Annotated in this window: 19 protein-coding genes and 4 pseudogenes; 11 read left to right on the top strand and 12 right to left on the bottom strand. The window is 64.6% G+C overall.

Features of this window, described 5'->3' with window-relative positions; all coding sequences use genetic code 11:
• Positions 1–128 precede the first annotated feature (128 nt).
• Entirely contained in the window at positions 129–1,505 is a 1,377-nt protein-coding gene (locus CRM90_RS26030; RefSeq protein ID WP_102809805.1) for a cytochrome P450, read from the top strand.
• Positions 1,506–1,592: 87 nt separating this feature from the next.
• Here the strand turns inward: CRM90_RS26030 and CRM90_RS26035 are convergent, their stop codons facing one another.
• The 4 genes from CRM90_RS26035 to CRM90_RS26050 all read right to left on the bottom strand — a co-directional run bounded on the left by CRM90_RS26035 (position 1,593) and on the right by CRM90_RS26050 (position 5,915).
• Positions 1,593–3,119: an aldehyde dehydrogenase family protein gene (locus CRM90_RS26035; protein ID WP_102809788.1), complete on the bottom strand. Its 1,527-nt coding sequence runs from the start codon at positions 3,117–3,119 to the stop codon at positions 1,593–1,595.
• Between the two features lie 55 nt (positions 3,120–3,174).
• Positions 3,175–3,387, bottom strand: a complete 213-nt coding sequence (locus CRM90_RS26040) for a ferredoxin (RefSeq protein WP_233209509.1) — start codon at positions 3,385–3,387, stop codon at positions 3,175–3,177.
• Positions 3,388–3,395: 8 nt separating this feature from the next.
• A complete protein-coding gene (locus CRM90_RS26045) occupies positions 3,396–4,670 on the bottom strand; it encodes a cytochrome P450 (protein ID WP_102809789.1) in 1,275 nt (424 codons plus the stop codon).
• Positions 4,671–4,793: 123 nt separating this feature from the next.
• On the bottom strand, positions 4,794–5,915 hold the full coding sequence (locus tag CRM90_RS26050) for an NDMA-dependent alcohol dehydrogenase (RefSeq protein ID WP_102809790.1): 1,122 nt from the start codon (positions 5,913–5,915) through the stop codon (positions 4,794–4,796).
• Positions 5,916–6,313: 398 nt separating this feature from the next.
• Between CRM90_RS26050 and CRM90_RS26055 the strand changes: the two genes are divergently transcribed.
• The 5 genes and pseudogenes from CRM90_RS26055 to CRM90_RS26075 form a co-directional block, all read left to right on the top strand.
• Complete coding sequence (locus CRM90_RS26055) at positions 6,314–7,762, top strand: FAD-dependent oxidoreductase (protein WP_102809791.1); 1,449 nt, start codon at positions 6,314–6,316, stop codon at positions 7,760–7,762.
• 104 nt (positions 7,763–7,866) lie between these two features.
• On the top strand, positions 7,867–9,603 hold the full coding sequence (locus CRM90_RS26060; RefSeq protein ID WP_102809792.1) for an AMP-binding protein: 1,737 nt from the start codon (positions 7,867–7,869) through the stop codon (positions 9,601–9,603).
• Entirely contained in the window at positions 9,600–10,766 is a 1,167-nt protein-coding gene (locus CRM90_RS26065) for a CaiB/BaiF CoA transferase family protein (RefSeq protein WP_102809793.1), read from the top strand. The genes CRM90_RS26060 and CRM90_RS26065 overlap by 4 nt, the downstream gene beginning before the upstream one ends.
• Positions 10,767–10,852: 86 nt before the next feature.
• Positions 10,853–11,608: an SDR family NAD(P)-dependent oxidoreductase gene (locus tag CRM90_RS26070; protein ID WP_102809794.1), complete on the top strand. Its 756-nt coding sequence runs from the start codon at positions 10,853–10,855 to the stop codon at positions 11,606–11,608.
• 282 nt (positions 11,609–11,890) lie between these two features.
• Positions 11,891–12,612: pseudogene (locus tag CRM90_RS26075) on the top strand (transposase); the annotation flags it as partial.
• Positions 12,613–12,793: 181 nt separating this feature from the next.
• Here the strand turns inward: CRM90_RS26075 and fdxA are convergent.
• The 5 genes from fdxA to CRM90_RS26100 form a co-directional block, all read right to left on the bottom strand.
• On the bottom strand, positions 12,794–13,126 hold the full coding sequence (gene fdxA / locus CRM90_RS26080) for a ferredoxin (RefSeq protein WP_102809795.1): 333 nt from the start codon (positions 13,124–13,126) through the stop codon (positions 12,794–12,796).
• A 124-nt stretch (positions 13,127–13,250) separates the two neighbouring features.
• Positions 13,251–14,267 carry an acyl-CoA dehydrogenase family protein gene (locus tag CRM90_RS26085; protein WP_102809796.1) on the bottom strand — a complete coding sequence of 339 codons (1,017 nt, stop codon included), beginning with the start codon at positions 14,265–14,267 and terminating at the stop codon, positions 13,251–13,253.
• Complete coding sequence (locus CRM90_RS26090; protein ID WP_233209514.1) at positions 14,264–15,433, bottom strand: acyl-CoA dehydrogenase family protein; 1,170 nt, start codon at positions 15,431–15,433, stop codon at positions 14,264–14,266. The genes CRM90_RS26085 and CRM90_RS26090 overlap by 4 nt, the downstream gene beginning before the upstream one ends.
• A gap of 2 nt (positions 15,434–15,435) precedes the next feature.
• On the bottom strand, positions 15,436–16,245 hold the full coding sequence (locus tag CRM90_RS26095; protein ID WP_233209510.1) for an enoyl-CoA hydratase-related protein: 810 nt from the start codon (positions 16,243–16,245) through the stop codon (positions 15,436–15,438).
• A 160-nt stretch (positions 16,246–16,405) separates the two neighbouring features.
• A complete protein-coding gene (locus tag CRM90_RS26100; protein ID WP_102809798.1) occupies positions 16,406–17,197 on the bottom strand; it encodes an enoyl-CoA hydratase/isomerase family protein in 792 nt (263 codons plus the stop codon).
• Between the two features lie 119 nt (positions 17,198–17,316).
• Between CRM90_RS26100 and CRM90_RS26105 the strand changes: the two genes are divergently transcribed.
• The 4 genes and pseudogenes from CRM90_RS26105 (at position 17,317) to CRM90_RS26115 (ending at position 20,688) form a co-directional block, all read left to right on the top strand.
• Positions 17,317–18,540, top strand: coding sequence for an acyl-CoA dehydrogenase family protein (locus CRM90_RS26105; protein WP_142391460.1), 1,224 nt, complete (start codon positions 17,317–17,319; stop codon positions 18,538–18,540).
• A gap of 132 nt (positions 18,541–18,672) precedes the next feature.
• Positions 18,673–19,401, top strand: a complete 729-nt coding sequence (locus tag CRM90_RS26110; protein WP_158249064.1) for an SDR family NAD(P)-dependent oxidoreductase — start codon at positions 18,673–18,675, stop codon at positions 19,399–19,401.
• 12 nt (positions 19,402–19,413) lie between these two features.
• Positions 19,414–19,757 (top strand): annotated as a pseudogene (locus CRM90_RS31585) (acetyl-CoA C-acyltransferase); the annotation flags it as partial.
• A gap of 118 nt (positions 19,758–19,875) precedes the next feature.
• Complete coding sequence (locus CRM90_RS26115; protein ID WP_102809801.1) at positions 19,876–20,688, top strand: enoyl-CoA hydratase/isomerase family protein; 813 nt, start codon at positions 19,876–19,878, stop codon at positions 20,686–20,688.
• 159 nt (positions 20,689–20,847) lie between these two features.
• Here CRM90_RS26115 and CRM90_RS26120 read toward each other — a convergent pair.
• Positions 20,848–21,066, bottom strand: a pseudogene (locus CRM90_RS26120) (transposase); the annotation flags it as partial.
• 48 nt (positions 21,067–21,114) lie between these two features.
• Positions 21,115–21,965, bottom strand: a pseudogene (locus CRM90_RS26125) (tyrosine-type recombinase/integrase); the annotation flags it as partial.
• A gap of 24 nt (positions 21,966–21,989) precedes the next feature.
• Here CRM90_RS26125 and CRM90_RS31100 point away from each other — a divergent pair.
• Entirely contained in the window at positions 21,990–22,514 is a 525-nt protein-coding gene (locus tag CRM90_RS31100) for a hypothetical protein (RefSeq protein ID WP_102809802.1), read from the top strand.
• A gap of 50 nt (positions 22,515–22,564) precedes the next feature.
• Here CRM90_RS31100 and CRM90_RS26135 read toward each other — a convergent pair whose 3' ends face one another.
• Entirely contained in the window at positions 22,565–22,864 is a 300-nt protein-coding gene (locus CRM90_RS26135) for a hypothetical protein (protein ID WP_233209513.1), read from the bottom strand.
• Positions 22,865–23,325 lie beyond the last annotated feature (461 nt).

Genomic DNA, 23,325 nt, shown 5'->3' on the forward strand with positions numbered 1-23,325 from the left:
TTTGGCCAGGTCAGCGCGGTCTGCCTGAAAGCCCCGACGCCGCCGAAATGAAGTAGTCGACTACGCCACGCCCGGGTACCGGCCATCGCCATACTGGGCTCGACCCGGATCCGGAAGGGGTGGCGAAGATGGTCGAAACACTCGATTCGGCAGCCGTGGCGCAACTGCCGCTGGCGCCGAAGAATCCGCTGCCGTATGGGCAGCGGCTCAATGCGGCACGCGCGCTGGCCACCGGACCGGCGGTGTTGCGCGATGCCGGCGGTCCGGTGACGCGCAACGTGTTGGGGCCCAAGTGGCTGATGCCCCCGGTCGTCGTCGTCACCTCACCGCAGGGCGTACGCGATGTGCTGAGCCGCACGGACGCGTTCGTCGACCGTGGCACGCTGCCCTGGATGGTCGCTCATCGCCGTCTCGTCGGGGGGAACATGCTCGACCTTCCCCACGACGAATGGCTGCGCCGCAGGCGGACGATACAACCACTGTTCACCAGACAAAGCGTGACCCGATTCGCCGGGCACATGACCGAGGCAGCCGAACAAACCACGCGACGCTGGTCGAACAAAGCCGAGGTCGACTTTGCCGCAGACATCCCCGCGATGACGCTGCGCGCGCTCGGCCTTTCGATACTCGGTCAAGACCTCGGCGCGCGGGCGGAGTCGGTGGGACCCGCGATGCGCGCAGCGTTCAAATGGGTGGCCGATCGGGCCACGCGGCCGATTAACGCACCCTGGTGGGTGTCCACTCCGAAGCGACGACAAGCCCAGCGGGCCACCGATGCGGTGCGCCAGCTTGGGACCGAGATTCTGCGGGAATGCCGGGCCGACCCCGGCCGGGACGCACCGGTGGTGCACGCGCTGATCGCGGCCACCGATCCGCAGACCGGACGAGCGCTTAGCGACGACGAGATCTGCGACCAGCTCTGCGAGTTCATGTTCGCCGGACACGACACCGTCAGCACCGTCCTGACGTATGCGCTGTGGGCGTTGGGCCGCCACCGCGACCTGCAGGACCGAGTGGCCGCGGAGGTTGCCGGCGTCGGGGACCACTCACTGACACCTGATGACGTTGCGCGACTGGGCTTTTCGGTGCGGGTCTTGCACGAGGCGATGCGGCTGTGTCCCCCGGGCCCCAGCCTGCCGAGGATGGTGATGAAGGACATCGACGTCGCCGGCTACCGGGTCGAAGCCGGCACGGTGGTGATCGTCGGGGCCTACGCCATGCACCGCGACCCGGCCCTGTGGGATGACCCGCTCGAATTCGATCCCGACCGATTCAGCCCGGAGAACTCCAAGAGCCGCGATCGCTGGCAGTACGTCCCGTTCGGCGGCGGACCGCGTGCCTGCAGCGGCAGTCATTTCGTCATGCTCGAATCCACCCTGGCCCTCGCCACGATCATCCGAGCAACCGAAATCCGTTCGCTCGACCAGGATTTCCCCATTGCGACCCCGTTCACGCTGATTCCGGCCGGGCCCATCCGCGCCGCGGTACGCACACGGGCCGCGTAATTTCCTGTCTGTCGCCCGAGACGGGGCCGACACAAGCGCCGAGGTCATGACCTCAACCACGCGGCCCGGCGGCAGCTGTGAACGCGCTTATTCCTCCTCAGGCAGGGCTAGCGACCAGAAGCGTGACTGGCGATCATTTGTCAGGCTCATGTAGACGTGTTTAGTTTCAGTGAAATCGAAGAACCCTTCTTCGCCGAGTTCGCGGCCGATACCGCTTTGGCGGTACCCGCCGAACGGGGCGTCGGGGCGCAGCTGATGGTGGTCGTTGATCCACACCGTGCCGGCGCGTAAACGACGGCTGATGTCGTAAGCGTTGACCATGCTGGTGGACCACACCGTCGCCGCCAGCCCGTATATCGTGTCGTTGGCCAGGCGTACCGCGTCGTCGATGGAGTCGTAGCCGATGACGGATAGGACAGGTCCGAAGAGCTCCTGACGAGCCATCGACGTGTCATTGGTGAGGTTGTGGATCACCGTCGGCTGGAAGAAGTAGCCGTCGCCGATTTCGGCGCGACGACCACCGCAAGCCACTGTGGCGCCCGCGACCGCGGCATCGTTGACAAGGCGTTCCAGCTCGGCAGCCTTCTCGGCTGAGATTACCGGGCCAAGGTCGGTCTCCGGGTTGCGCGTGTCTCCCAACCGGATGGTGGCGGCGCGCCGCACCAGTCGGTCGATGAGTTCGTCTTCGCGCCCGCGGGGCACGAAGACCCGGCTGCCCGCTTCGCAGCACTGCCCGGCGAAGAAGTTGATGCCGAACAGCACGCCGTCAACGACGAGATCGAAGTCGGCGTCGGGCAGGATGACAGACGGCGACTTCCCGCCGAGTTCGAGGGTGACGTTCTTTAACGTCTGCGCAGCCCCGGCGGCGACGCTGCGCCCGACTGCGGTGCTGCCGGTGAACGTGACGTGGTCCACGAGGGGACTTTCGACGAGGTGTTGGCCCACTTCGACGTCCCCGGCGACGACGTTGAACTGTCCGGGGGGAAGTTCGGTTCGCGACAACGCGTCAGCGAGCAGCATCGCCGACAGCGGTGTGCGCGGGTTGGGCTTGAGCACGACGCTGTTGCCCATCAGCAGTGCGGGAATGACCTTCCACACGGCCAACAAGAACGGGAAGTTGAAGGGCGTGATGGCGGCGATCACGCCCTCGGGTTCCCGCACGAGGTGGCTGACGCTGAACGGCGGCGAATGGAATCCCAAGGGCTGCTCCAGTCGCAGGCTTGGGGCCACATCGAGGAAATGCTGGCTGTGGGCCAGGGCGAATCCGACGTGCAGACCCCTCGCCGTCTTGATCGGAGACCCGCATTCGGCGATTTCCGCTTCGAGGAGGGCGTCCTGGTTTTCCACCAGGTAGTCGACGGCTGGCTGCAGCGCTCGGACCCTGCTTCGCACGTCCAGGCCGGCCCAGCGGCCCTCGTCGAAGGCCTTGCGGGCACAGGCGACCGCCGCCTCGACGTCGGCGATCCCTCCGTCGGCGACATCGCCGACGACGGTCGCGGTGGCCGGGTCGATGACCTCCCTGCGTTTGCCACTGACGGCGGGACGCCATGTCCCGCCGATGTATTGCTCGAATCGCCATCGCACATCGGATTTCAGCGGTGTCGTCGTTGTCATCGTGGGTCTCGCTTTGCTGGTTGTAAGACGGTTTTGGTCAGCGGGTGACGAGCTGTCAATCGTGGTAGCGAATCGTGATCGCGTGTTCGGGGCACGCCTGTGCGCCTTCCTCTGCTTCGTTGACCAACTCTGCCGGTACGGGATTGACGATCACGACGGACTTTCCTTCGTCGTCGAGGTCGTACACCGCAGGTGCCAGTGAGTGGCAGCGGGCGTGGCCCATGCACCCGTTGAGGTCGACGGTGACCTCTGCGGATTTGCTGGTCACGGGATTTCTCACGACTTGGCCTCGAAGATCACCGGCAAAGACTTCACACCCCAGGTGTCTCCGGTGTGCCACACCGGTGGCTTGTCGGGATCCAGCCGGTATTCGGGTGTGCCGCGCCGGAACATCTCCTGCAACAGGATTTTGATCTCCTTGCGCGCGACATGGGCGCCCAGGCAGCGATGAATGCCCGATCCGAACCCGACGTGGCGGTTGGGTTTGCGATCCGCCAGGAATTCGTCGGGGTTGTCGAACTCTTCGGGGTCCCGGTTCGCCGACGGCCACAATAGAAGCAGGCGGTCGCCCGTGCTGAGGTTCTGCCCAGCGAACTCGCACGGCTCGGTGACGGTGCGGGCCAGACCCGGCACCGGGGAGATGTATCGGATCAGCTCTTCGATGGCGACGTCGAGTGCCTTCGAGTCCTCGATTCGTGATTTGATCTCGTCGCGAATCGAGGGATTCGTGGCGAACAGCAACAGCATTCGGCTGATCGCGCTCGCTGTGGTGTCGAACCCCGCGGGCACCAGCAGTAGGCAAAAGCCCAGAATCTCCTCATCGGTCAGCTTCACGCCCTCGACATGCGCCTGATCGAGTTCACTGATCAGGTCATCACCGTAGCCGTTTTCTCGTAGGTTGGTGAGCAGCGCAGCGCAATAGGTCATCAGCCCCAGGCCCGCTGCTCCGGCCTTCTCAAGCTTCTGTTCGTCGGAGTCGTCCGGATCCGGCTGCAGCATCGCTACGGCGAATTCGTACATCTTGTCTCGGTCCTGTTCAGGAATTCCCAGGAAAAGCTCGAGGATAACCCGGAGCGGAAGCTGGATCGCCACCTCTTTGGCGAGGTCGACGTCGCGCTTGCCCTCGATGTTGTCGAGTAGTTCGGTGACAAGTGACCGGATCTGCCCGTCCATGTCCTCGACCCGCTTGGGGCTGAAGCGCTGGCCCACCAAGGCACGGTAGTTGGCGTGCCCAGGGGGATCCGCTTCGATGGGAATCATCGGGACGGGATTGCCGAACGGCGGTATCGTCACCGGAAACGACGAGAACCGCTCGGGGGTATGCGCGGCGTCGTAGACGTCACGATAGGTGGACATGGCGTAGAAGCCGCCATGTTCGACGGAGTGCCCGACCGGGCACGCCTCGCGCATCCGTTCGTAGATTGCCAGTCGGTGCCGTTGGGTCTCCCTGTCGTGCATGCTCAGATGCTCGATGAGCTTGTCGGCCGTGTCGGCGTCGAGCCGCGTAGGTTGTTCATCATCGACGGTGCTGTAACGCTCATGTGTCGTCATCGTTAAGGTCGCTCCAATCTTCTCTTCACAAATGGGTGATAGGTGTTGCGGGGACAGTGCGTCGGGGTTGGCGCCAAGACAGACGCGCGTCGTCCGGTCGGAACCACCACTTCTTTTGAGTGGCTAGTCGTCGGACAGGATGACCAGCCCGCGGATGTTGCGACCCGCGAGCATGGCCTCGTACCCGTCGTTGATTTGATCGAGCGAGTAGGTGTTGGTCACCAGCTCATCGAGTTTCAATTTGCCGGATTGATAGAGGTCGATCAACTGGGGAATGTCGGAGAACGGGTTTGAGCTGCCGTACACGGTGCCGAGGATCTGGCGCTCGAACATCACAACGTCGAACGGAGCGATGGGCAGACTGTCGGCGCCGGCCGGCGGCACGGCGACCAGGACGGCCCGCCCAGCCTTCCCCAGCGCCTGCAGCGCCTGTCCCAGGATCGTCTCGGTCAGAACGCCGGGCGTGGCGATGGACACGTCGGCCCCTCTGTTCCAGGTGGCCTCAAGGACCGCCTCGACGGGATCGAAGGTGTTCGGGTCGACGACGTGCGTCGCGCCGAACACCTCGTAGGCGAGTTTGCGCTTGGCCTCGTCCGGTTCGACGGCCACGACGACGCGGGCACCGGACGTAGCAGCTCCCTGGATCGCGTTCATGCCGATTCCGCCGGCGCCCCAGACGACCACGGATTCGCCCGGCCGCACCTGCGCCTTGTTCACCGCCGCCCCGTAGCCGGTGGGCACGCCGCACCCGATCAGGGCTGCGGTGCGCAGCGGTACGCTCGAATCGATCTTCACCACCGAAACATCAGGCACCACCGTGTGTTCGGCGAATGTTCCCAGCAAGCACATCTGGCCAGCGCCTTGGTCTCCGACGTGGAATCGGTAGGTCCCGTCGAGTTGCGGACCGGCCAGGATGCTGGCACCCAGGTCGCACAGGTTGGAGTGTCCGGTCGCGCACGAGCGACAGTGCCCGCACGCGGGGATGAACGACAACACCACATGGTCGCCCGGCTCGACCGAGGTGACCTCGGCGCCGATCTCTTCGATGACCCCGGCCCCTTCGTGGCCGCCGATCACCGGATACGGCATCGGAAGGTCGCCTGTTACCAGGTGGTAGTCGCTGTGACAGAGACCGGTTGCCGCCAAGCGCACCCGCACCTCGTGTGGGCCCGGTGGGTCGAGATCGACCTCCTGCACCTTGAACTGCTCGTTTTGCCCATAGAGCACTGCCGCCCGAGTCTTCACGTAACTCCCTTCGTCGACACAACCACATCGATACCTGTCCACTCGCCGACGCCGGCTACCCGAAACACGCGTGTCGAATCGAAGGCCCGTCGTCGTTGTCGGTATGTGACAAAAGCCATTGATGTGACTTCTATCATTGAGTATGATGATCATACGTCATACCCGCATGCCTGACAAGATCGTAGATCCGCCGGATTCTGCCCGTACTGATGATCGCCAGCACAAATTTTGCCAGTTTCCTGGGCAGGAAGTGGGAGTTCTGTCATGGCGGACCGGGCCGAGCAAGATCGAAGAGGTACCTCAATAGTGATGAAAATTAGCCTACCCTTGCCGTCGCCGGCATCGCTGTACGGCTCAGGGGAGGGCAGCCTGGCCGGTCAGCAGACGCCGAGGTCGGCGTGACCCACTCCTTCGCCCCCGGCGGCGAAGCTCGCGGACCCGCACGGATCGCTGTCGTCGGCGCGGGTCCGGCCGGCTTGTACGCGGTGACCGAACTTGTCGAGTCGGGTCACCCGGTGAAGATCGACGTGTTCGAACGGCTGCCCTCGCCGTTCGGGCTCGTCAGGTACGGAGTCGCGCCGGACAACCAGAAGATCAAGTCGGTCGCACGCGTTCTGGGCGCACCCTTCACCGGCCATTCGGGCACGGTCCGTTTTCTGGGAAACGTCACTGTCGGCCGTGATATCAGCCGACGCGAGTTGCGAGGATTTTACGACGCCGTCATCTACGCGTTCGGCGCGGAAGAAGGCCGGGTGCTGGACGTAGCCGGTAGCCGCCTGCCGGGCAGCTTTGCGGCCAAAGAATTCGTCGGCTGGTATTCCGGACATCCCGATGCTGCCGAACGCAACTTCCCGTTGCACGGTCGGGGTGTGGCCGTAGTAGGGGCCGGCAACGTCGCCCTCGACGTCGCGCGAGTGCTCGCGCGCAGCGCCGAGGAGATCGCCGCCACCGACGTGCCCGACCAGGTTGTCACCGCACTTCGCGCCAGCGCCATCACCGACATCTATCTGCTGTGCCGACGCGGCCCCGCGCAGATGAAGTTCACACCGGTCGAACTGCGCGAACTCGGCGAACTGTCCAACGCCGATCTCACTATCGATCCGACCGAATTGGCGTTGAGCGAAAGCGAGCGAGTCGAGCTGTCGGGAAGGCCCCAGCTCGAACGCATGGTTTCAACGCTGCGGCAGTGGGCGGATCGGCCGCTGCAGGGCAAACCGAGGAGACTGCACCTGAGATTCCTCCGCAGCCCCGTCGCCATCCTCGGCGACACCCACGTCAATGCCCTGGTTATCGAGCGCAACGAGCTGACCGACGACGGCCAAGCGCGCGGTTCAGGCCAGTACGAGGTGCTCGACGTGAACCTGGTGCTGCATGCCGTCGGTTACCAGGTGCGTCCGGTAGCCGACTTGCCCTACGACGGCGGCACGCACACCATCCGCAACCAGGGAGGCCGCCTGATGGACGGACCGGGCCAGTTCCTGCCGGGCGAGTACGTGACCGGCTGGGCGAAGCGCGGCCCCAGTGGCGTGATCGGCACCAATCGGGCCGACGCCGCCGAGACGGTCAAGAACGTGCTGGCCGACCTGCCCGCCCTGGCATCACCGACGCACGACGACTACCAGACGGTCACCGAACTGCTCGAGCAACGCGGAGTCGAGGTCGTGGACTGGGCGGGATGGCTGCGGCTGGACTCCCACGAAATTCAGGCCGGTGAGCATCGAGGAAGCCCCCGGGTCAAGACCCCGGAGCTGGCCGCCATGCTCGATCACGCCAACCCCCTGGCACACGACGCCCCGACGGACGCCGCGGCCGGCACCCCGAGCCCCGCCGGGCGAACACCAGGATGACCCGGACGTATCGAGTGATGTGCCTGAGAGCCCGCCCGCACCGGCACCCAAAGTCGACATCCCAACCCAGGCCCACAACACAGTCTCTGCGAAGGAGCTAAGACATGATCGACCGCCACATTCCTTGGATACAGCCCAGCCCAGCACCGGCCCGCTTCCGTGAGATGGGCCTGTGGGGTGAGCGGACGATCGCGGATGTCGTCGACGACCACGCACAACGGCATCCCGAAAAAACCGCGGTCATCGATTCCCGAGAGAAGCTGACATACGCCGAACTGAGGGACTTGTCGCTGCGCCTTGCGCGGGTCCTGCTCGATCACGGTATCGGGCCCGGCGATCCAGTTGCCATCCACCTACCCGGCTGCGTCTTGCTGCCGGCGCTGCACCTGGCCTGCAACAGGATCGGCGCGCTGTTTCTGCCGGTCAGCACCGGCTGGCGCGGCGCTGAGCTGCGGTCCCTGCTGAGCACGGTAAAGGCGCCGATGCTGATCGTCCTCAACGACAACGGTGACTTCGACTACGTCGGCCTGGCAGAGACGCTGCGTGACGGGTTACCCGACCTCAAACACGTATTGACGGCCCGAGGCGGTGCGCTGGAATCGCTGGCTGCCGACGCGGCTCCCTTGACCCCAAGCGAGCTCGACCAGCATCGCCCCAGTCCCGACGCCCCCGCACACGTCATGTCCTCGTCGGGAACGACCGGCATCCCCAAAGCGTCGGTGTGGAGTTCCAATGACCTGGTCGCCCTGCTGGTTCACCACATGGGCCGTCGTCTCCACATCGGCCCCGACGACGTCGCCGCCGCCATCGCACCGGCCAGCACGGGCTCGACCGGCTACGTCTTCCCCGTGCTGGCACCGCTGCTCGTCGGCGCGAAGACCGCGCTGCTGGAAACCTGGAAGCCGCAGGCCGCACTGGACCTGATCATCCGGGAACAGTGCTCCTACGCGACCGCCGTACCCACCCAGATGATCATGCTGCTGGACCTCCCACTCGAGCGGTATGACCTGTCCCACTTCACCCGGTTCAACAACGCGGGCGCCCCGCTGCCCCCGTCCACCGCGCGCGACCTCGAAACACGGATGGGCTGCCGCGTGCAAACCATTTATGGTGCCACCGATGGGGGAGTGCCCGCCATCACATCGATCGACGATCCAGACGAGCTCCGCCACATGACCGTCGGCTCGGTCTGTTCCGGTGTCGAGGTCGTGCTGCTCGGCGCGGACGGCAATCCCGTGCCGCCGGGCGATGCGGGTGAAGTGTGCTGGCGCGGGCCGAACAAGTCCTACGGCTATCTCAACGAGCCCGACTACGACCAGCTGGCGTGGGACGAGGATGGTTTCTTCCACTCCGGCGACGTCGGTGAGCTCGACGACTGCGGATATCTCCGCATCGTGGGGCGCATCAAGGACATGATATTGCGGGGAGGCACCAACATCTTCCCAGGTGAAGTCGAGGAGCTGCTGCTCGAGCACCCTGACGTGGCCGGAGTTGCGATTGTCGGAATCCCCGATGAGCGGCTGGGCGAGCGGGCCTGCGCCGCAGTGGTGCCCGCTTCAGGCTCGCCCCCCCAGCTCGACGATCTGTGTTCCTTTCTGCTGGATCGCCAGCTCTCTAAGGCCAAGCTCCCGGAAAAACTCCTCATTCTCGATGAACTGCCCACCAACGCCGGGGGAAAGGTCGACAAGGCGCTCATTCGAGACATCGCGATCAAGGACCTGGCAGGTCACGCGCGTATCGAAAACGCGACCTCAGCTCGCCATCGGCCGCTGGCGGCAGGGACGCCGGCTGACACCGCGCCGTCGACCGCAGAACGCACGGCTGGGGGAACGGCGATATGACCGGCCCGCTGTCCGGGGTGCGCGTCCTCGACCTGTCCGCGCTGGCGCCGGGGCCTTTTGCCACCATGCTGCTCGGCGACCTAGGGGCGGAGGTGATCACGGTGGAAGCCCCGGCCGCGGCTCGAAGCGGTAGTGGTCTTGGCGAGTTGCCAGATTACGGCGGCGAGCGCGCGCGCCGACAGGGCATCAATCCGCTTTATCGTTCCCGACGGTCACTTGTGTTAGATCTCAAGCAACCGCAAGCCCTGGAGATCGCCCTGCAACTGGCGCAACGCAGCGACGTCTTCGTCGAGGGATTCCGGCCCGGAACCTGTGAGCGGCTCGGATTGGGCTACGACACGGTCGCCGCGCAGAACCCAGCGATCGTCTACTGCTCGCTGACCGGCTACGGGCAATCCGGGGAGCTGGCGATGCGCGCCGGTCACGATCTGAACTACATCGCCGAATCAGGCCTGCTGTCGGCGACCACACGCGATGGCCAGCGTCCGGGCATACCCGTCAACGTGGTGGCCGATTTCGCCGCAGGAGGTTTGCTCGCGGCGTTTGGAATCCTGGCGGGCTTGATTGGCCGCCAAACCAGCGGCCGGGGAACTTACGTCGATGTGTCGATGTATGAGGGGCTGCTCGGCCTGCTGCAGGTGGTTCAGTCGTGGACGCTGGCCTCGGCGCCGGACCCGTCGTGGGGTCGGGGCCTGCTGTCGGGGGCGGTCCCCTTCTATGACTGCTATCGCACGGCCGACGGGCAGTGGCTGTCGGTGGCCGCCCTGGAGCCGAAGTTCTTCTCCAACCTCTGCACAGCGCTCGGCCGCCCTGACTTGATCCCGGCGTATGCCGACCAGTCTCGATGGGGCGAGCTGCGGGCCGCATTCGAGCAGACCTTTTCCGCTGCCTCCCTCGCGGAATGGCTGGCCCGACTCGACGAGGTCGACACCGCGGTGGCTCCCGTGAGGTCGCTGCCCGACGCGTTCGACGCGGCGCAGCGCAGAGGGTTGCTGGACGCGCCGGGGGTGGTTGGCCCAATACCGCGCATGAGCGCGTGGAAGCCAACCGCGGGATCGGTCGTCACCCGGCCTGGTCAGCACAGTCGCGAAATTCTTGACGAGATCGGCTTTTCCCGGGACGAGATCGAAAGGCTGTTGACGGCCGGCGCGGTGATGGAGTGACCTCGACGACTCAACGCGGACGAGGATGATTATTGTAAGGTGACCCACTCAGGACGTGGTACTAGAAGAATGGTCGGAGAGTGAGCATGCAGGCACGTGTCGCCGTCGTCACAGGCGCCGCTAGGGGAATCGGACGCGAGATCGCACTGGCGCTCGGCCGGCAAGGCCGCCACGTCGCGGTGGTCGATCTGCGCGACCATGAGGCCAAGGAAACGGCGGCGACGATCACCGCGGCCGGCGGCACCGCCGTGCCTGTCGCCGTGGACGTCACCGACCCGGCGTCGGTGAAGGAGGGCCTGGCCGAGGTTCGCCGGCGGCTGGGACCGATCTCCATCCTGGTCAACAACGCCGGGTGGGACGAGCTCCAACCTTTTGTGGATACTGACGAGGAGTTCTGGCAACGCGTGCTCGAGATCAACTTCAAGGGCGTGCTTCGGACCACCCACGACGTGCTTCCTGCCATGATCGAGGCGCGGTGGGGCCGGATCGTCAACATCGGCTCGGACGCCGGCCGCGTCGGTTCATCGCTGGAGTCGGTGTACTCGGGAACCAAGGGCGCGGTGATCGCATTCACGAAGACAATCGCTCGTGAGGCCGCCCGCGCCGGGGTGACCGCCAACACGGTATGCCCGGGCCCGACCGACACCCCTCTGCTGGGCGAGATCGTCGACAGCCAAGCCGATGCCGACAAGGTGATTGGCGCGATGACCCGGGCCGTGCCGATGAAGCGGCTGGGCCAGCCGGAGGAGGTCGCCGCCGCGGTAGCCTTCCTCGCCTCCGAGGACGCCGGATTCATCACCGGACAGACGCTGTCGGTCAGCGGTGGCCTCACCATGGCCTAGGCGACTGCTGAATTAATCCCGCGTGGTGGCTGGGTTCTCGAGATGATTGAGGCATGCAGGGTCGTGCTGACGATCAGCGTGAGTTGTTGGATGCGGAGTCAGTCGCTGGGCATCTGTTGAAGTCCGAGAGCGTGTTTGCGTTCCTGGCGGCACACCGATCGCAGTTGTTTCCCGAAGAGATGTCCGCCGATCTGTTCCCGTCGCGGCGGGGCCGTCCCAGCTTGCCTCCGAAGTGATGGCTTCGGTGATCACGTTGCAGGCCTTGCACGGGCTCTCCGATAAGTCGATCCCGAGGCCCGTCATGCCCACAAAAGCGTGCACCGGCGCCAAGACGGAATTCAAATTCAAGCCCATCTCGCGGTCGAACCCGATACCGGCCTGATCACCGACTGCGCCTTGACCAAGGCCGGCGGCCTCGACACCCATGATGCGGCAGTGGCGCCGCAGCTTCTGGCAGGTGAGACCGCACCGGTGACCGTGCTGGCCGATTCGGCCTACGGCACTGGGGACTTCCGCGCTCAGCTGAAGAGATCGCGTCATACGTGATCGGGTCAAACCCGCACCCCTGCGCGCGGCTGTGCCCGGCGGGTTCACTATCGATGACTTCACCGTTGATCGCAGCGCTGGCACTGTGACCTGCCCGGCCGGGGTTTTTCGGCTCCTCAGCGCCCGCGGCAACGCCACGTTCGGGGCTGCCTGTCGGGCTGCGCGCACAGTATACCAGCAGCATCGACGGCAGAAACCTCAAGATCGGACCCCACCACGCACTCCAACGAAACGCCCGCAACCAGGCTCGAAAACGACTCTGGCTCAACGAATATCGTCGCTACCGCCCTATGGTCGAACGAACCATCGCCTGGCTGACCCGAGACAACCGCAGAGTCCGCTACCGCGGCGTGGTCAGAAACGACCACTGGCTGCACCACCGCGCCGCGGCAATGAACCTACGACGCCTCATCACCATGGGGGTAACCCACAACGGCACCACCTGGACCATCGCCTAACGACCCAACCTGGTTGAGGGCTTGCATCACCGAACACTCAATGCGGCGGGCGTCTCGTTGTGTCGACCCACGGGCCTGACTTCCAATCGCGCCGACGAGCGCTTGAGACACCCCGCGCCAAAGCACCACAAATTCAGCAGTCTCCTAGAGCGTTGAGCGACAGCTGCGGGGCGCGGAAACACTACAGCCCTCCGGTGCCGTTCCTTACCTCCAAGTTCTTGACGACAAGGGGATCAGCGCTGATCTTCCCGACGTGGCGCGCGCCGCCGGGTGAGCCGATTTCGGCGAAGAAGTCGGCGTTGATTTGCTGATAATCCCTGAGGTCGCCTGGGAGATCGGTTTCGTAGCGAATCGCCTCCACCGGGCAGACTGGTTCGCACGCTCCGCAATCGATGCACTCGGCCGGGTGGATGTACATCATCCGTTCGCCCTCGTATATGCAGTCGACCGGGCACTCCTTGATGCATGTCTTGTCGAGAACATCGACACATGCCTCGGCAATCACATAAGCCACGGTTTCACCTCTTCTCTCTCGGTTGTGTAACCCTGTTGTCCTTGTGTAACCCCCGTCGCGGCATCACGCTGACGTGACGGGAAGGCCGGCGGCTGGGCACCTGCCAGAACGGGAGTCGTCGTCTTCACGCGGCCGAGGGGCCGAAGATGGTCTGGGCTATCCGGTCACGGTGTTCGCGCGCGGTCCCGTACGCCTGTTCCAGAGCTTTCCCGCGTTTGAGCCACAGATGCAGGTCATGCTCCCAGGTGAAGCCGATCCCGCCGTGGCACTGCAAAGCGCTGTCGTTGGCGGTCTTTTCCGCTTCGGACGCGCAACTCTTGGCAACCGCCGCAGCCGTCGGCGCTTCGTCTGACCCGCTCGCGACCAAGTGCGCGGCGACCCAGGTCGCCGGCCGGGCGAATTCGATCGCGAGATAGGCGTTGGAGAGTTGATGCTTGACCGCTTGGAACGATCCGACCGGTCTGCCGAACTGCTCGCGCTGGCGCACGTAATCAACCGTGGTCTCCACTAGATGCGCGCCGATGCCCACGAGCGTGGCGGCGGCGGCCACCGAGGCGCGCACGGCTAACCAGTCCGCCCGGCCGGTGCTACCGGGCAACATTGTATCGGCGGCGGCTTGGGCGCGAACAGTCGCCAGGCGGCGGGCGCGATCGTAGGCTTCGTGGGGCTCCATATCGCAGTCACTCACAGGTACGGCGTGCAGAGAGTCCTTGATCGCCACGACGACGAGGTCGAACGAGCCGTCGACGACAGCGAACGGCACCCCCGGCGGCTGAACGGTGGCGACAAGCTCCCCGGCGGCGATGGCAGGCAACCACCGCTCCTTTTGGCGGTCGTTGCCCATGTCTGCGATCGTCAGCGCCGCCACGGCGGTCTCCAGCAGCGGGTCGGGAAGTGCGACCCGGCCGGCTTCCTCGAGCAGCAAAGCGAGCTCCACATCAGACTGTCCTAGCCCGCCGAAACATTCCGGCACTACGACCCCGAGGAACCCCACCTCGGCCAGCCGAGCCCACGCGGACCGGTCTACCCCACGGTCGGCATCCCAGACCGAACGGACCCGCGACGGCGGGCAATCGGCGCGCAAGAATTCGCGTGCCGCCGCTGCCAGCTCCTTCTGATCGGGCGTGAGGTCGATGTTCACCGAGCCTCCCGTGGAAGTCCGAGCAAACGCTCGCCGATGATGTTGCGTTGTATCTCGTTGGTGCCGGCGAAGATTCGCGACGCCCGAGCGTGCCAGTACCGGCGATGAAACCCGGCCCCATCGGCGCAGGACGGGGCGTCCGCGAGTTCAGCGAAGGGACCCAGGATCTGCAGGGCCGTTTCCTGGATTCTGCTGTCGAGCTCCGACCAATACAACTTGACCAGGCTGGACCTAAAACCGACGCCGTTGCCCGCGGCGAGCTGGCTGGCGATGTGCTGCATGTACCGGCGGAAAAGCTCGGCCTCGGCGAATCGCGAGGCGATCTCGTCCCGCCATGCCGGATCGTCGGCGACGCCTGTACGTTCGGCGAGTTCGACCAGCTCCCGTACGTCGTTGGTGAGCCGTACGTGGTTGCCCAAGCCGGTGCCGCGCTCGTAGCCCAGCGTCGCCATGGCCACGCGCCACCCGTCACCGACTTCTCCGATGACGTTTGTGGCGGGAACGCGTACGTCGGTGAAAAAGACCTCGGCGAAACCCGGCTCGCCGTGCAACTGGCGGATCGGTCGCAACTCGATGCCGGCGCTGTCCATCGACAACACGATGTATGTCAGGCCCCGATGCCGGCTCTGGCCAGGGTCCGTGCGGACCAGGGCGAACATCCAATCGGCGAAGGCGGACAATGATGTCCAGATTTTCTGGCCGTTGAGGACAAAATCGTCCCCGTCAAGCACCGCCCGAGTTCGCACGGCGGACAGGTCGCTGCCCGCACCTGGTTCGGAGAATCCCTGGCACCATAACTCGTCGCAGCTGAGCATCCCCGGCAGCCAGCGCCGTTTCTGCTCGCTGGTGCCGAACTCGATGATGGTGGGGCCGGCTAGTCCGAGGGCGAGCCGGTTCAACCGCTGCGGAGCGCCGGCCCGATGGTACTCCTCGTCGAACAGCATCTGGCGCATGAAGTCCGCGCCGCCGCCGCCGTAGTCCTGCGGCCAGTGCAGCGCCGCGTAGCCAGCGGTGTAGAGCGCTTTCTCCCATTCCCGGTGTGCGGCGACCCCCTCGGCTGTATAAGCCGGCGGCAAGGGGTGGGTCGGCACGTTGGCCGTCAGCCAGTCGTGTACCTCGTCACGGAACGCCAGCTCTGGCTCGGAGTACGTCAACTCCATCGTCATCGTCACCGCCAGGGTGAGAAGTCGGGCTTGCGCTTGTTCATGAAGGCGCCGGCGCCTTCGGTTTGTTCACCCGAGGCGAAGAAGCCGGGGTTGACCTGGTTGAGGATGCTGAACCGGTCCTGCGCTTCCCGCATGGCCGCGACGGAGTCGTCAAAGGACTTCTTGACCAGTTTCAGCACCGTCGGGCTCAGCGCCAGCATTTCGTCGCACCAGCGCGCGACTTCAGCATCCAGATCCTCCGGCGGCACGCAGGCGTTGATGAGCCCCCAGTCCAGCGCCTGCTTGGCCGAGTAACGGCGACACAGCATCCAGATTTCCTTGGCCCGCTTCATCCCGACCACCGTCCACAGGTAACTCACCAGCCACCCCTCGGCTGGACTTGCGACGCGCGGCCCGTTTTGTCCGAGCACCGACCGATCAGACGCGATCGTGAAATCGCACGCGTAGGCCATGTGGTGACCGCCGCCGATCGCATAGCCATCCACCCGGGCGATCACCGGCTTGAGGCACTCGCGAAACGCGCGGTAGAGCTGCTTGACCAACTCGTCAAAGGACTCATCGCCGGCCTTGAAGGTGCTCTCGTCCTCCACGCTGACATCACCACCTGCGCAGAATGCCCGCTCGCCGGCACCGGTCAGCACGATCACCCCGACGTCGCTATCCTCGCCGGCACGTCGCACCGCCCTGGTCAACTCCCTCAAGGTGTGCGGGGTGAACGAGTTCAATTTCTCCGGACGGTTGATCGTGATCCGGGCCACGGCATCCTTAACTTCGTAGAGGATGTCGGAGAACTCCACCATTGAACTGCTCATCGAAACAACTGCTCCTTCCCAACATTTCCGGGCCGCGGAATGGGCCTCGGTTATCGATATTCAGTGGACTTGGGTATGCCACGTACAGATGGCCGCCGACCCGTCACTCGCCGGGACGTTCTGCGTTGCCGGCACGGCCCGAAGTGGACGTGAGTGTCGCCTAGCCATAGCCGAAGGCGGGCGGCCGCTTATTGATGAAGGCATCGAAACCCACGCGGGCCTCCTCACCGGCGAACAGCTCGACAACCCCGGCGGACTCGGCCCGAAACCCTTCAGAACGGCCCCCGTCCAGTCGCGCAAGCACACACGACTTGATGTGGCGCATGGCCTGGCGTGCTCCCGACGCGAGCTGTCGGGCGAAATCGACGGCTTCGGCGACGACACGGTCGCCTTCAACGACCCTGTTGACCAAACCGAGCGTGTGCGCTTCGGCGGCGCCCAACGGCCGGCCGGTATACAACAACTCCAGAGCGCGACCCTTGCCGACCGACTCGCATAGCCGCTGCGTTCCTCCGGCACCGGGAAGCAGGCCCAATCGAACTTCGGGAACGCCCAGCCGCACGTGTTCGCCAGCGAACCGCAGGTCGCACGCCAGAGCGAGCTCGAGGCCACCTCCCATGGCATTACCGTTGATCGCCGCGATCACCGGCAACGGCAGTGCCTCCAGATCATTGAGGGCCCGCTGGATCGTGTTGACAAAGTACGCAAATCCGGCCAGGTCGATGTCGCGCATCACCTTGATGTCGGCACCGGCGACGAACTGTTCTCCGTGTCCGGTGATCACGATGGCACCGACCTCGGGCAGGGACGCCGACTGCGTTGCCGCCCGGCCGATCTCCTGCACCACCTGCAGGTCCAGCGCGTTGGCCGGCGGGCGATCCACCGTCAACAACGCGACCCCCCTTTGCACCTCGACGCGGACGAAATTCGAGTCGCCGACGGCGATCGCCATCAAACCTCCATTAGCGCTTAAGCTCGCAGCCTTGCAATGCGGACACTATCGTAGTACTGATTATAAGGCAATGCGGCAGTGTTGCACCGCAACTTAACCGGGGCCGCGCAGGACTGCACGTGCGCCAACCGTCCTTCATCAGCGGGCGGGTAGCCGCCGGGGTTATCGTCATGACCAGATATAGGGAGTTCCGAATGCTCACATTCCGGGGTAACTTGACACCGGAGCAGTCGTCGTTCGTCGAGGCCGTCGATGGCTTCTGCCAGCGCGAGTGCCCACCGCACAAGCTCCGGGAGCTGACCAAGGGCGGGACTGTCGCCCACAACAGCGAGCTCTACGCCAAACTCGCCAGCACCGGCTGGCTCGGGCTGACGATCCCCGAGGAGTACGGAGGGGTCGGCGGAACACTGTCAGAGGTCGCCCTGCTGACCGAGCGCCTGGCCTACCATCGCGTCCCGGTCGGTGGATATCTGACCACAGTGATCACGCTGCAGGCGCTGCTCAAGTACGGGTCCGAAGAACAGAAGCGTGCCGTGTTGCCCGGCGTCGCCGCCGGAGACATCCTGTCCATCGCGATCACCGAGCCCGACACCGGTTCTGACGCAGCGGCGGTCAAGACCCGGGCGCGTAAGGTGGGCTCGCGGTGGCAGCTCAGCGGCGAAAAGACCTACACGAGTAACGCCAACCATGCCCGCTGGGTTCTGGTGGTGACTCGCACCAACACCGACGTGCCCAAGCACCAAGGGCTGAGTCTGTTTCTCCTGCCGATGGCCCGGCGTGGCGTCAGCTTCGAACGGCTCGACATGCTCGGACATATCGACACCAACATCACCCGCTATGAGGACGTCGACGCCGGCGATGACGAGATCGTCGGAGGGATCGACCAAGGCTGGCGGGTGCTGGTACGCGGCCTCAACAGTGAGCGCCTCATCATTGCCGCCGAGGCCCTCGGCATCGGGCAGCGCGCCTTCGACGACACGCTCCGGTACGTGAAGGAGCGGCGCCAGTTCGGCCAGCCTATTGGTCGCTTCCAAGCGCTCCAGCACGGCCTTGCCGAGAGCGCGGCCAAGTTGCTGTCGACGCGGCTGCTGGTGGAGCACACCGCCGGGCTGCTAGCGTCCGGAGAACCAGCACCGGGTGAGGCTTCCATCACGAAGTTGCAGGCGACGGAGACCGCAAAAGAAATAGCACTGCAAGGTATGCAGTTCATGGGCGGCATGGGTTACAGCATGGAAAGCGAGATGCAGTCCTATGTCAGAGACACCCTCGTCATGACCATTTTCGGCGGCACGTCGCAGATTCAGAAAAACATCATCGCCGCCCAACTCGGGCTTGCCGACTGATCGGCGACCGCCGCGACGTGCGGACTTTCACGCTCGTGCCGAGCGCGATGGCATATCCAACGAAGGACACCAACAGGGATGAAGGGAAACAATCAGATGGCAGTTGAGATCGACTTGACGGGACGCTGCGCGATGGTCACCGGCGCGGGCAGCGGAATCGGGCGTGAGGTAGCAACCCTTCTCGCACGCTCAGGAGCGAAAGTCGCGGCGGCGGATATCAACGAGGCTGCCGCCAAGGAAACGGCCGCCATCATCGAACAGGCGGGCGGCACTGCGACCGCCGTCACGGTGGATGTGCGCGACCCGCAGGGCGCACGTGATGCGGTGAGCGCCACGGTCGAGCAGCTGGGTGGACTGGACATCCTCGTCAACAACGCGGCGGCATGGAGCGTGGATCTGTTCAAGAACCTCACCTATGAGCAGTACCACCTCGACGTCGGCATCACGCTGATCGGCACGATGGTGATGACCAAGGCTGCCTACGACCACATGCGTGAGCAGAAATCGGGCACGGTAGTGAATCTGATCTCAGACGCCGGCCGAATCGGCGAACCCTTCCTCGTTTCCTACAGCGCCGCGAAAGCAGGGGTCGTCGGCTTTACGAAGGCCTTCGCCAAAGAAGCCGGCCGTTACGGCATCCGATGCAACGCAGTGTCGCCGGGCACCACCAAGACTCCGGGTGCCAGCGCCCTGATCGAAAAGTGGGGCGGTGAAGAGAACTTGGTCAAGGCCTATCCGCTGGGCCGGCTCGGCGAACCTATCGACCAGGCGAACGCGATCTTGTTCTTCTGCTCGGAGCTCAGCTCGTGGATAACCGGTCAGATCCTCAGCGTCAGCGGCGGCTACAGCATGGTTGACTGACGCGGCTGGGCCGAGGTCGGCGCTCACGGCGTGGTCGCGGGCCCCAGATTCCATGCCTCATTCGCAACCAGCGAATGCCTCAAGAAAGCCATTGTCCGCGAGGGAATTTCGGTCCACCAGCCCGACGTTGTCGAGACCAATGAGGCGTTCACGGCGGTTTCCCCGCTTCTACGGAGGAACTTGGCGTCGATCTGCAGAGGTGAATGTCAGTGGCGGAACCGTCGCGATCAGCCATCGATTGGCAGTCCCGCGGGCCCATTCTTCGCGCCGCCCTTGAGCTGGCCCGACTTGGTCCTGGCTGCGCGGTGGCCGCAGCATGCGGTGCGGGCGGCCAGGGCGACGGAGTCACCCTGCGCGCCGACTTGTCACTGACAACTCCCAGACGGGACCTCGGCGGCTGCACCAAAGAGTCCCCGACGGACTGACTCGAAGACGCCCGCACATCGACACCCAAAACACCGTGAGGAGATCGAAATGCCCACCGATTACTCAGAATTCCCCAGTTTGAGGCTCGGCCAGGCCGAGGAAGGCGTCCTTGAGATGGTTCTTGATGCGCCAGGCCTGAATTCGGTCGGCCTCGGTATGCATCGCGACCTCGCCGACATCTGGCCCGTCATCGAGCGGGATCCCGACGTGCGGGCCGTGGTGGTGCGCGGGGAAGGGCCAGCCTTTTCCTCCGGCGGCAACTTTGATTTGCTCGACGCGATGATTTCGGACTACGACAGCCGGCTGCGCATCATGCGTGAGGCGCGCGACTTGGTCCTGAATATGGTCAACCTCGACAAGCCGGTGGTTTCTGCAATTCGCGGGCCCGCGGTGGGCGCTGGGTTGGTCGTCGCCTTGCTCGCCGATATCTCGGTCGCGAGCCGCACGGCGAAGATCATTGATGGGCACACGCGCCTGGGTGTCGCGGCTGGCGATCACGCCGCCATCTGTTGGCCGTTGTTGGTTGGCATGGCCAAAGCAAAATATTATTTGTTTACCTGTGAACCGCTTTCCGGTGCGGAGGCCGAGCGAATCGGTTTGGTGTCGATGTGTGTCGATGACGATGAAGTCGTGGCAACGGCACATCGCATTGCCGCTCGGTTGTCCGACGGCGCACAAGCGGCTATCCGCGGGACCAAGCGCAGCCTCAACCATTGGTATCGAATGTTCGGACCCACCTTCGAGGCCTCGCTCGGCATGGAGTTTCTCGGCTTCGGCGGCCGTGACGTGCAAGAGGGGTTGGCAGCGCACCGCGAAAAGCGTCCGCCACGGTTTGGCCTTCCGTCAGCGGATGATCGATGATGACACACCTCTGGGCGGCCGGACCGCGATTGTGACCGGCGGTGGGACGCTCTGAATTGTTGAGGTATCGGTTCGCCACACGTCGCCCGGGGGCAAAAGAAAGGTCAAGTCCAGGGACGTGGTGTACGACGTTTTCGTGTGATTCTTCGAGTTGATGGTTCAGGCGGTCAGCGCCGCGGGGGTGTCCTCCTGTTCTGTCGGGGTGTCGTTGACGGTGCGTGATTTGCTCAGGACGTCGAGGCCGAGGTAGCGCCGAGATTCGGCCCATTCGTCGTGTTGTTCGGCCAGTACGGCGCCGACGAGGCGGATCAGCGCGTTGTGGTCGGGGAAGATGCCGACGACGTCGGTGCGCCGGCGGATCTCCTTGTTGAGCGGTTCCTTTATCCGGCCCTCGCGGCCGGGATTGTCGGGGGGATCGGTTCGGGGTCATCTGTCGAGTCGTTGGAGATGGTCGGTGAGGGCGTGGGTGACGCGCTCGTGGCGGGCTGTTTCGTCGGTCCAGCCGCGGGTCTCGGCGTCGGCTTTGAGTGCTTCGATGTCGGCGAGTTGGTGGGTGAGCGCCTCGCGGAATTCGGGTGCGGTGGTGTAGTTGTCGCAGGTTTCGCAGATGTTGGCATACGGGCAGGGCCCGGCCGCTGGGTGACGGGCGCAGTAGCCGTGTGCGACGCGGATTTTCAGCATCTCGCTGTGGAGCCAGCCGACCTTGTCGGGCATGATGGGTTTGCCTGCTGGGGTGAGTGTGAACTGGCGGCGCATCTTGCCCATGGCTTCGTCGTAGGCCGTTCGCAGGGTGGGCGAGGCCAGAGTTGCGTAGCGCAGTGTCATCTGCGGCGTAACATGCCCGAGCAGCGCCATCAGTGCTTGTAGGCTCATGCCGGCGTTGGCCAGTTCGGTGGCCCAGGTGTGGCGCAGCTGGTGGGGGGTGACGACGAGCGCGGTCCCGTCGGGTGCCAGGAGGCCGGTGGCTTCGGCGGCGGCGAGCAGACCGTTGCGCAGCCGGGTGTAGCCGAGCCGGCGCCCGTGGGTTGTGAAGAGGAAGTCGGTGGGCACGCCGGTGCGTGGTGCGGCAGTGGCCGGTGTGCACCGCGGTGGTTGGCCCAGTCGTCGAGGGCGGTCACGGTGGGCGCCGAGAGCGGCACCATGCGTTCGGTCGCGAGCTTGCCCAACGGCACCTTCAACCAGGTGCCGGCCGGGCCGTAGTCGATGATGCTGCCCAATTCCAGGTCGAGCAGCTCGCCCACCCGCAGCCCGGCACCGCGCAGCACGGTCAGTCCGACGCCCACCGACGCTGCCCCGGACGGATGACCATCGCCATCACCTCGGCCGAGGCATCGGCGCCGATCCGATGGTCGTGCAGCGTCTGCGACGACGAGGGGGTGATCAGCAACTGGGCAGATTCCCCATACGACCTGCGCCGCCGCGGACTCAGCCTTGCCGACGCCCTCGAGGAGGTCATCGTCAGCGACAAGACCGCCGCCGTGTTACGCGACCTGATGCTGCTTGACCCCGACTGCGAGCGACTGGTGTATGGCATGCGCGCCCACCCAAACGGCGCTGCCTTACTGACCAATGCCGACGACCTCGAAGAGCTGATCGGGTTCGTGGCCGCCGAAGCCAACCACGAACCCAACCGCCGCCGCCAAGACCGCCTCAACGCCGCGTTCAACGTACTGACCGACGCCGCCCAACCCCTCTCCAGCTGCACATCTCTGGGACCTACCGCATCAGCCCTGGGCGTGCCAAAGCATTCCGCAGCCAAGCTACCGAACCCGCTGCCCGTTGCCCCCGACACCATCAGCGGCAGCTGCAAGAGGCCTGTCGCTTGAGTCCCCCAACCCGTATGCTCACGACGAAGCCGCGAACCGGCCGGTGCTTTTTACACCCACTTTCGGACGCGACCCAGAGCGATCGGGCTCGGCTGCGACCGTAGTTCAGCGAGGAATTGATCCACGTCGTTCGCTCGCCAGCGCCATGGGTACTCGTTGGTGAATTCGACGAATCTGGCGATCACACGGCACCGTGCTTTGATCGTGTCGATCTCGAGGCCACGAGCCAGCATCTGAGCTCGCCAGCCACCAAGCATTGCGTCGAAGACGGTCTCGTCTGCTCGCAGCAGCGAAACATCGTCGGCACGCAGAATCCGAGGGACGAAGCCCGGAAGCTCCTCAGCGGCCATCGCCGACTCCACATGACAGTCGGCTTGACGACGTGGATGCCGCCCGTGACGTTGACCGGCGAGTCGAACGGAGAATACGCAATGACCCAGCGGGACATAGCAAATCGTCACTGTGACGTTTTGACAGGTTGTCGGCGGACGAGGGGTGGCCCGGCGCGAAATTGCCGGGTGGGCTTGAGTGGACTGGCATCGACATCTCGTCACCTAACAATGAAATCGTTCATTAAGTGATTGAAATCTACGTCGAGCTGGAGCAATGGTCAACAGACGACACGGGGTGCCGTTGGACAGAACGGGAGGCTCAAGCGTGTCAGCTGCACCGACGTTGTCATCACGCAGAGGTGCGAGTCCTTGCACCTAATGCAACTCGCATTGGTTTTAAGCCGATAACAGAGCTTATGTCAAGTTGTAAGTTGGTTATTCGCATCGGATGCGAATAGATCAGTTTTGGATAACGCTCT

This window comes from Mycobacterium sp. ENV421 (assembly GCF_002887815.1).
GTDB lineage: Bacteria > Actinomycetota > Actinomycetes > Mycobacteriales > Mycobacteriaceae > Mycobacterium.

What these genes read in the sequence shown, in the direction of transcription:
- CRM90_RS26135 (WP_233209513.1), bottom strand. Translation starts at nt 22,864, where the DNA reads ATGGCCGCTGAGGAGCTTCCGGGCTTCGTCCCTCGGATTCTGCGTGCC.
- CRM90_RS26045 (WP_102809789.1), bottom strand. Translation starts at nt 4,670, where the DNA reads ATGACGACACATGAGCGTTACAGCACCGTCGATGATGAACAACCTACG.
- CRM90_RS26060 (WP_102809792.1), top strand. Translation starts at nt 7,867, where the DNA reads ATGATCGACCGCCACATTCCTTGGATACAGCCCAGCCCAGCACCGGCC.
- CRM90_RS26090 (WP_233209514.1), bottom strand. Translation starts at nt 15,433, where the DNA reads ATGACGATGGAGTTGACGTACTCCGAGCCAGAGCTGGCGTTCCGTGAC.
- CRM90_RS26065 (WP_102809793.1), top strand. Translation starts at nt 9,600, where the DNA reads ATGACCGGCCCGCTGTCCGGGGTGCGCGTCCTCGACCTGTCCGCGCTG.
- CRM90_RS26110 (WP_158249064.1), top strand. Translation starts at nt 18,673, where the DNA reads ATGGTCACCGGCGCGGGCAGCGGAATCGGGCGTGAGGTAGCAACCCTT.
- CRM90_RS26030 (WP_102809805.1), top strand. Translation starts at nt 129, where the DNA reads ATGGTCGAAACACTCGATTCGGCAGCCGTGGCGCAACTGCCGCTGGCG.
- CRM90_RS26035 (WP_102809788.1), bottom strand. Translation starts at nt 3,119, where the DNA reads ATGACAACGACGACACCGCTGAAATCCGATGTGCGATGGCGATTCGAG.
- CRM90_RS26070 (WP_102809794.1), top strand. Translation starts at nt 10,853, where the DNA reads ATGCAGGCACGTGTCGCCGTCGTCACAGGCGCCGCTAGGGGAATCGGA.
- CRM90_RS26115 (WP_102809801.1), top strand. Translation starts at nt 19,876, where the DNA reads ATGCCCACCGATTACTCAGAATTCCCCAGTTTGAGGCTCGGCCAGGCC.
- CRM90_RS26095 (WP_233209510.1), bottom strand. Translation starts at nt 16,245, where the DNA reads ATGAGCAGTTCAATGGTGGAGTTCTCCGACATCCTCTACGAAGTTAAG.
- CRM90_RS31100 (WP_102809802.1), top strand. Translation starts at nt 21,990, where the DNA reads ATGACCATCGCCATCACCTCGGCCGAGGCATCGGCGCCGATCCGATGG.
- CRM90_RS26100 (WP_102809798.1), bottom strand. Translation starts at nt 17,197, where the DNA reads ATGGCGATCGCCGTCGGCGACTCGAATTTCGTCCGCGTCGAGGTGCAA.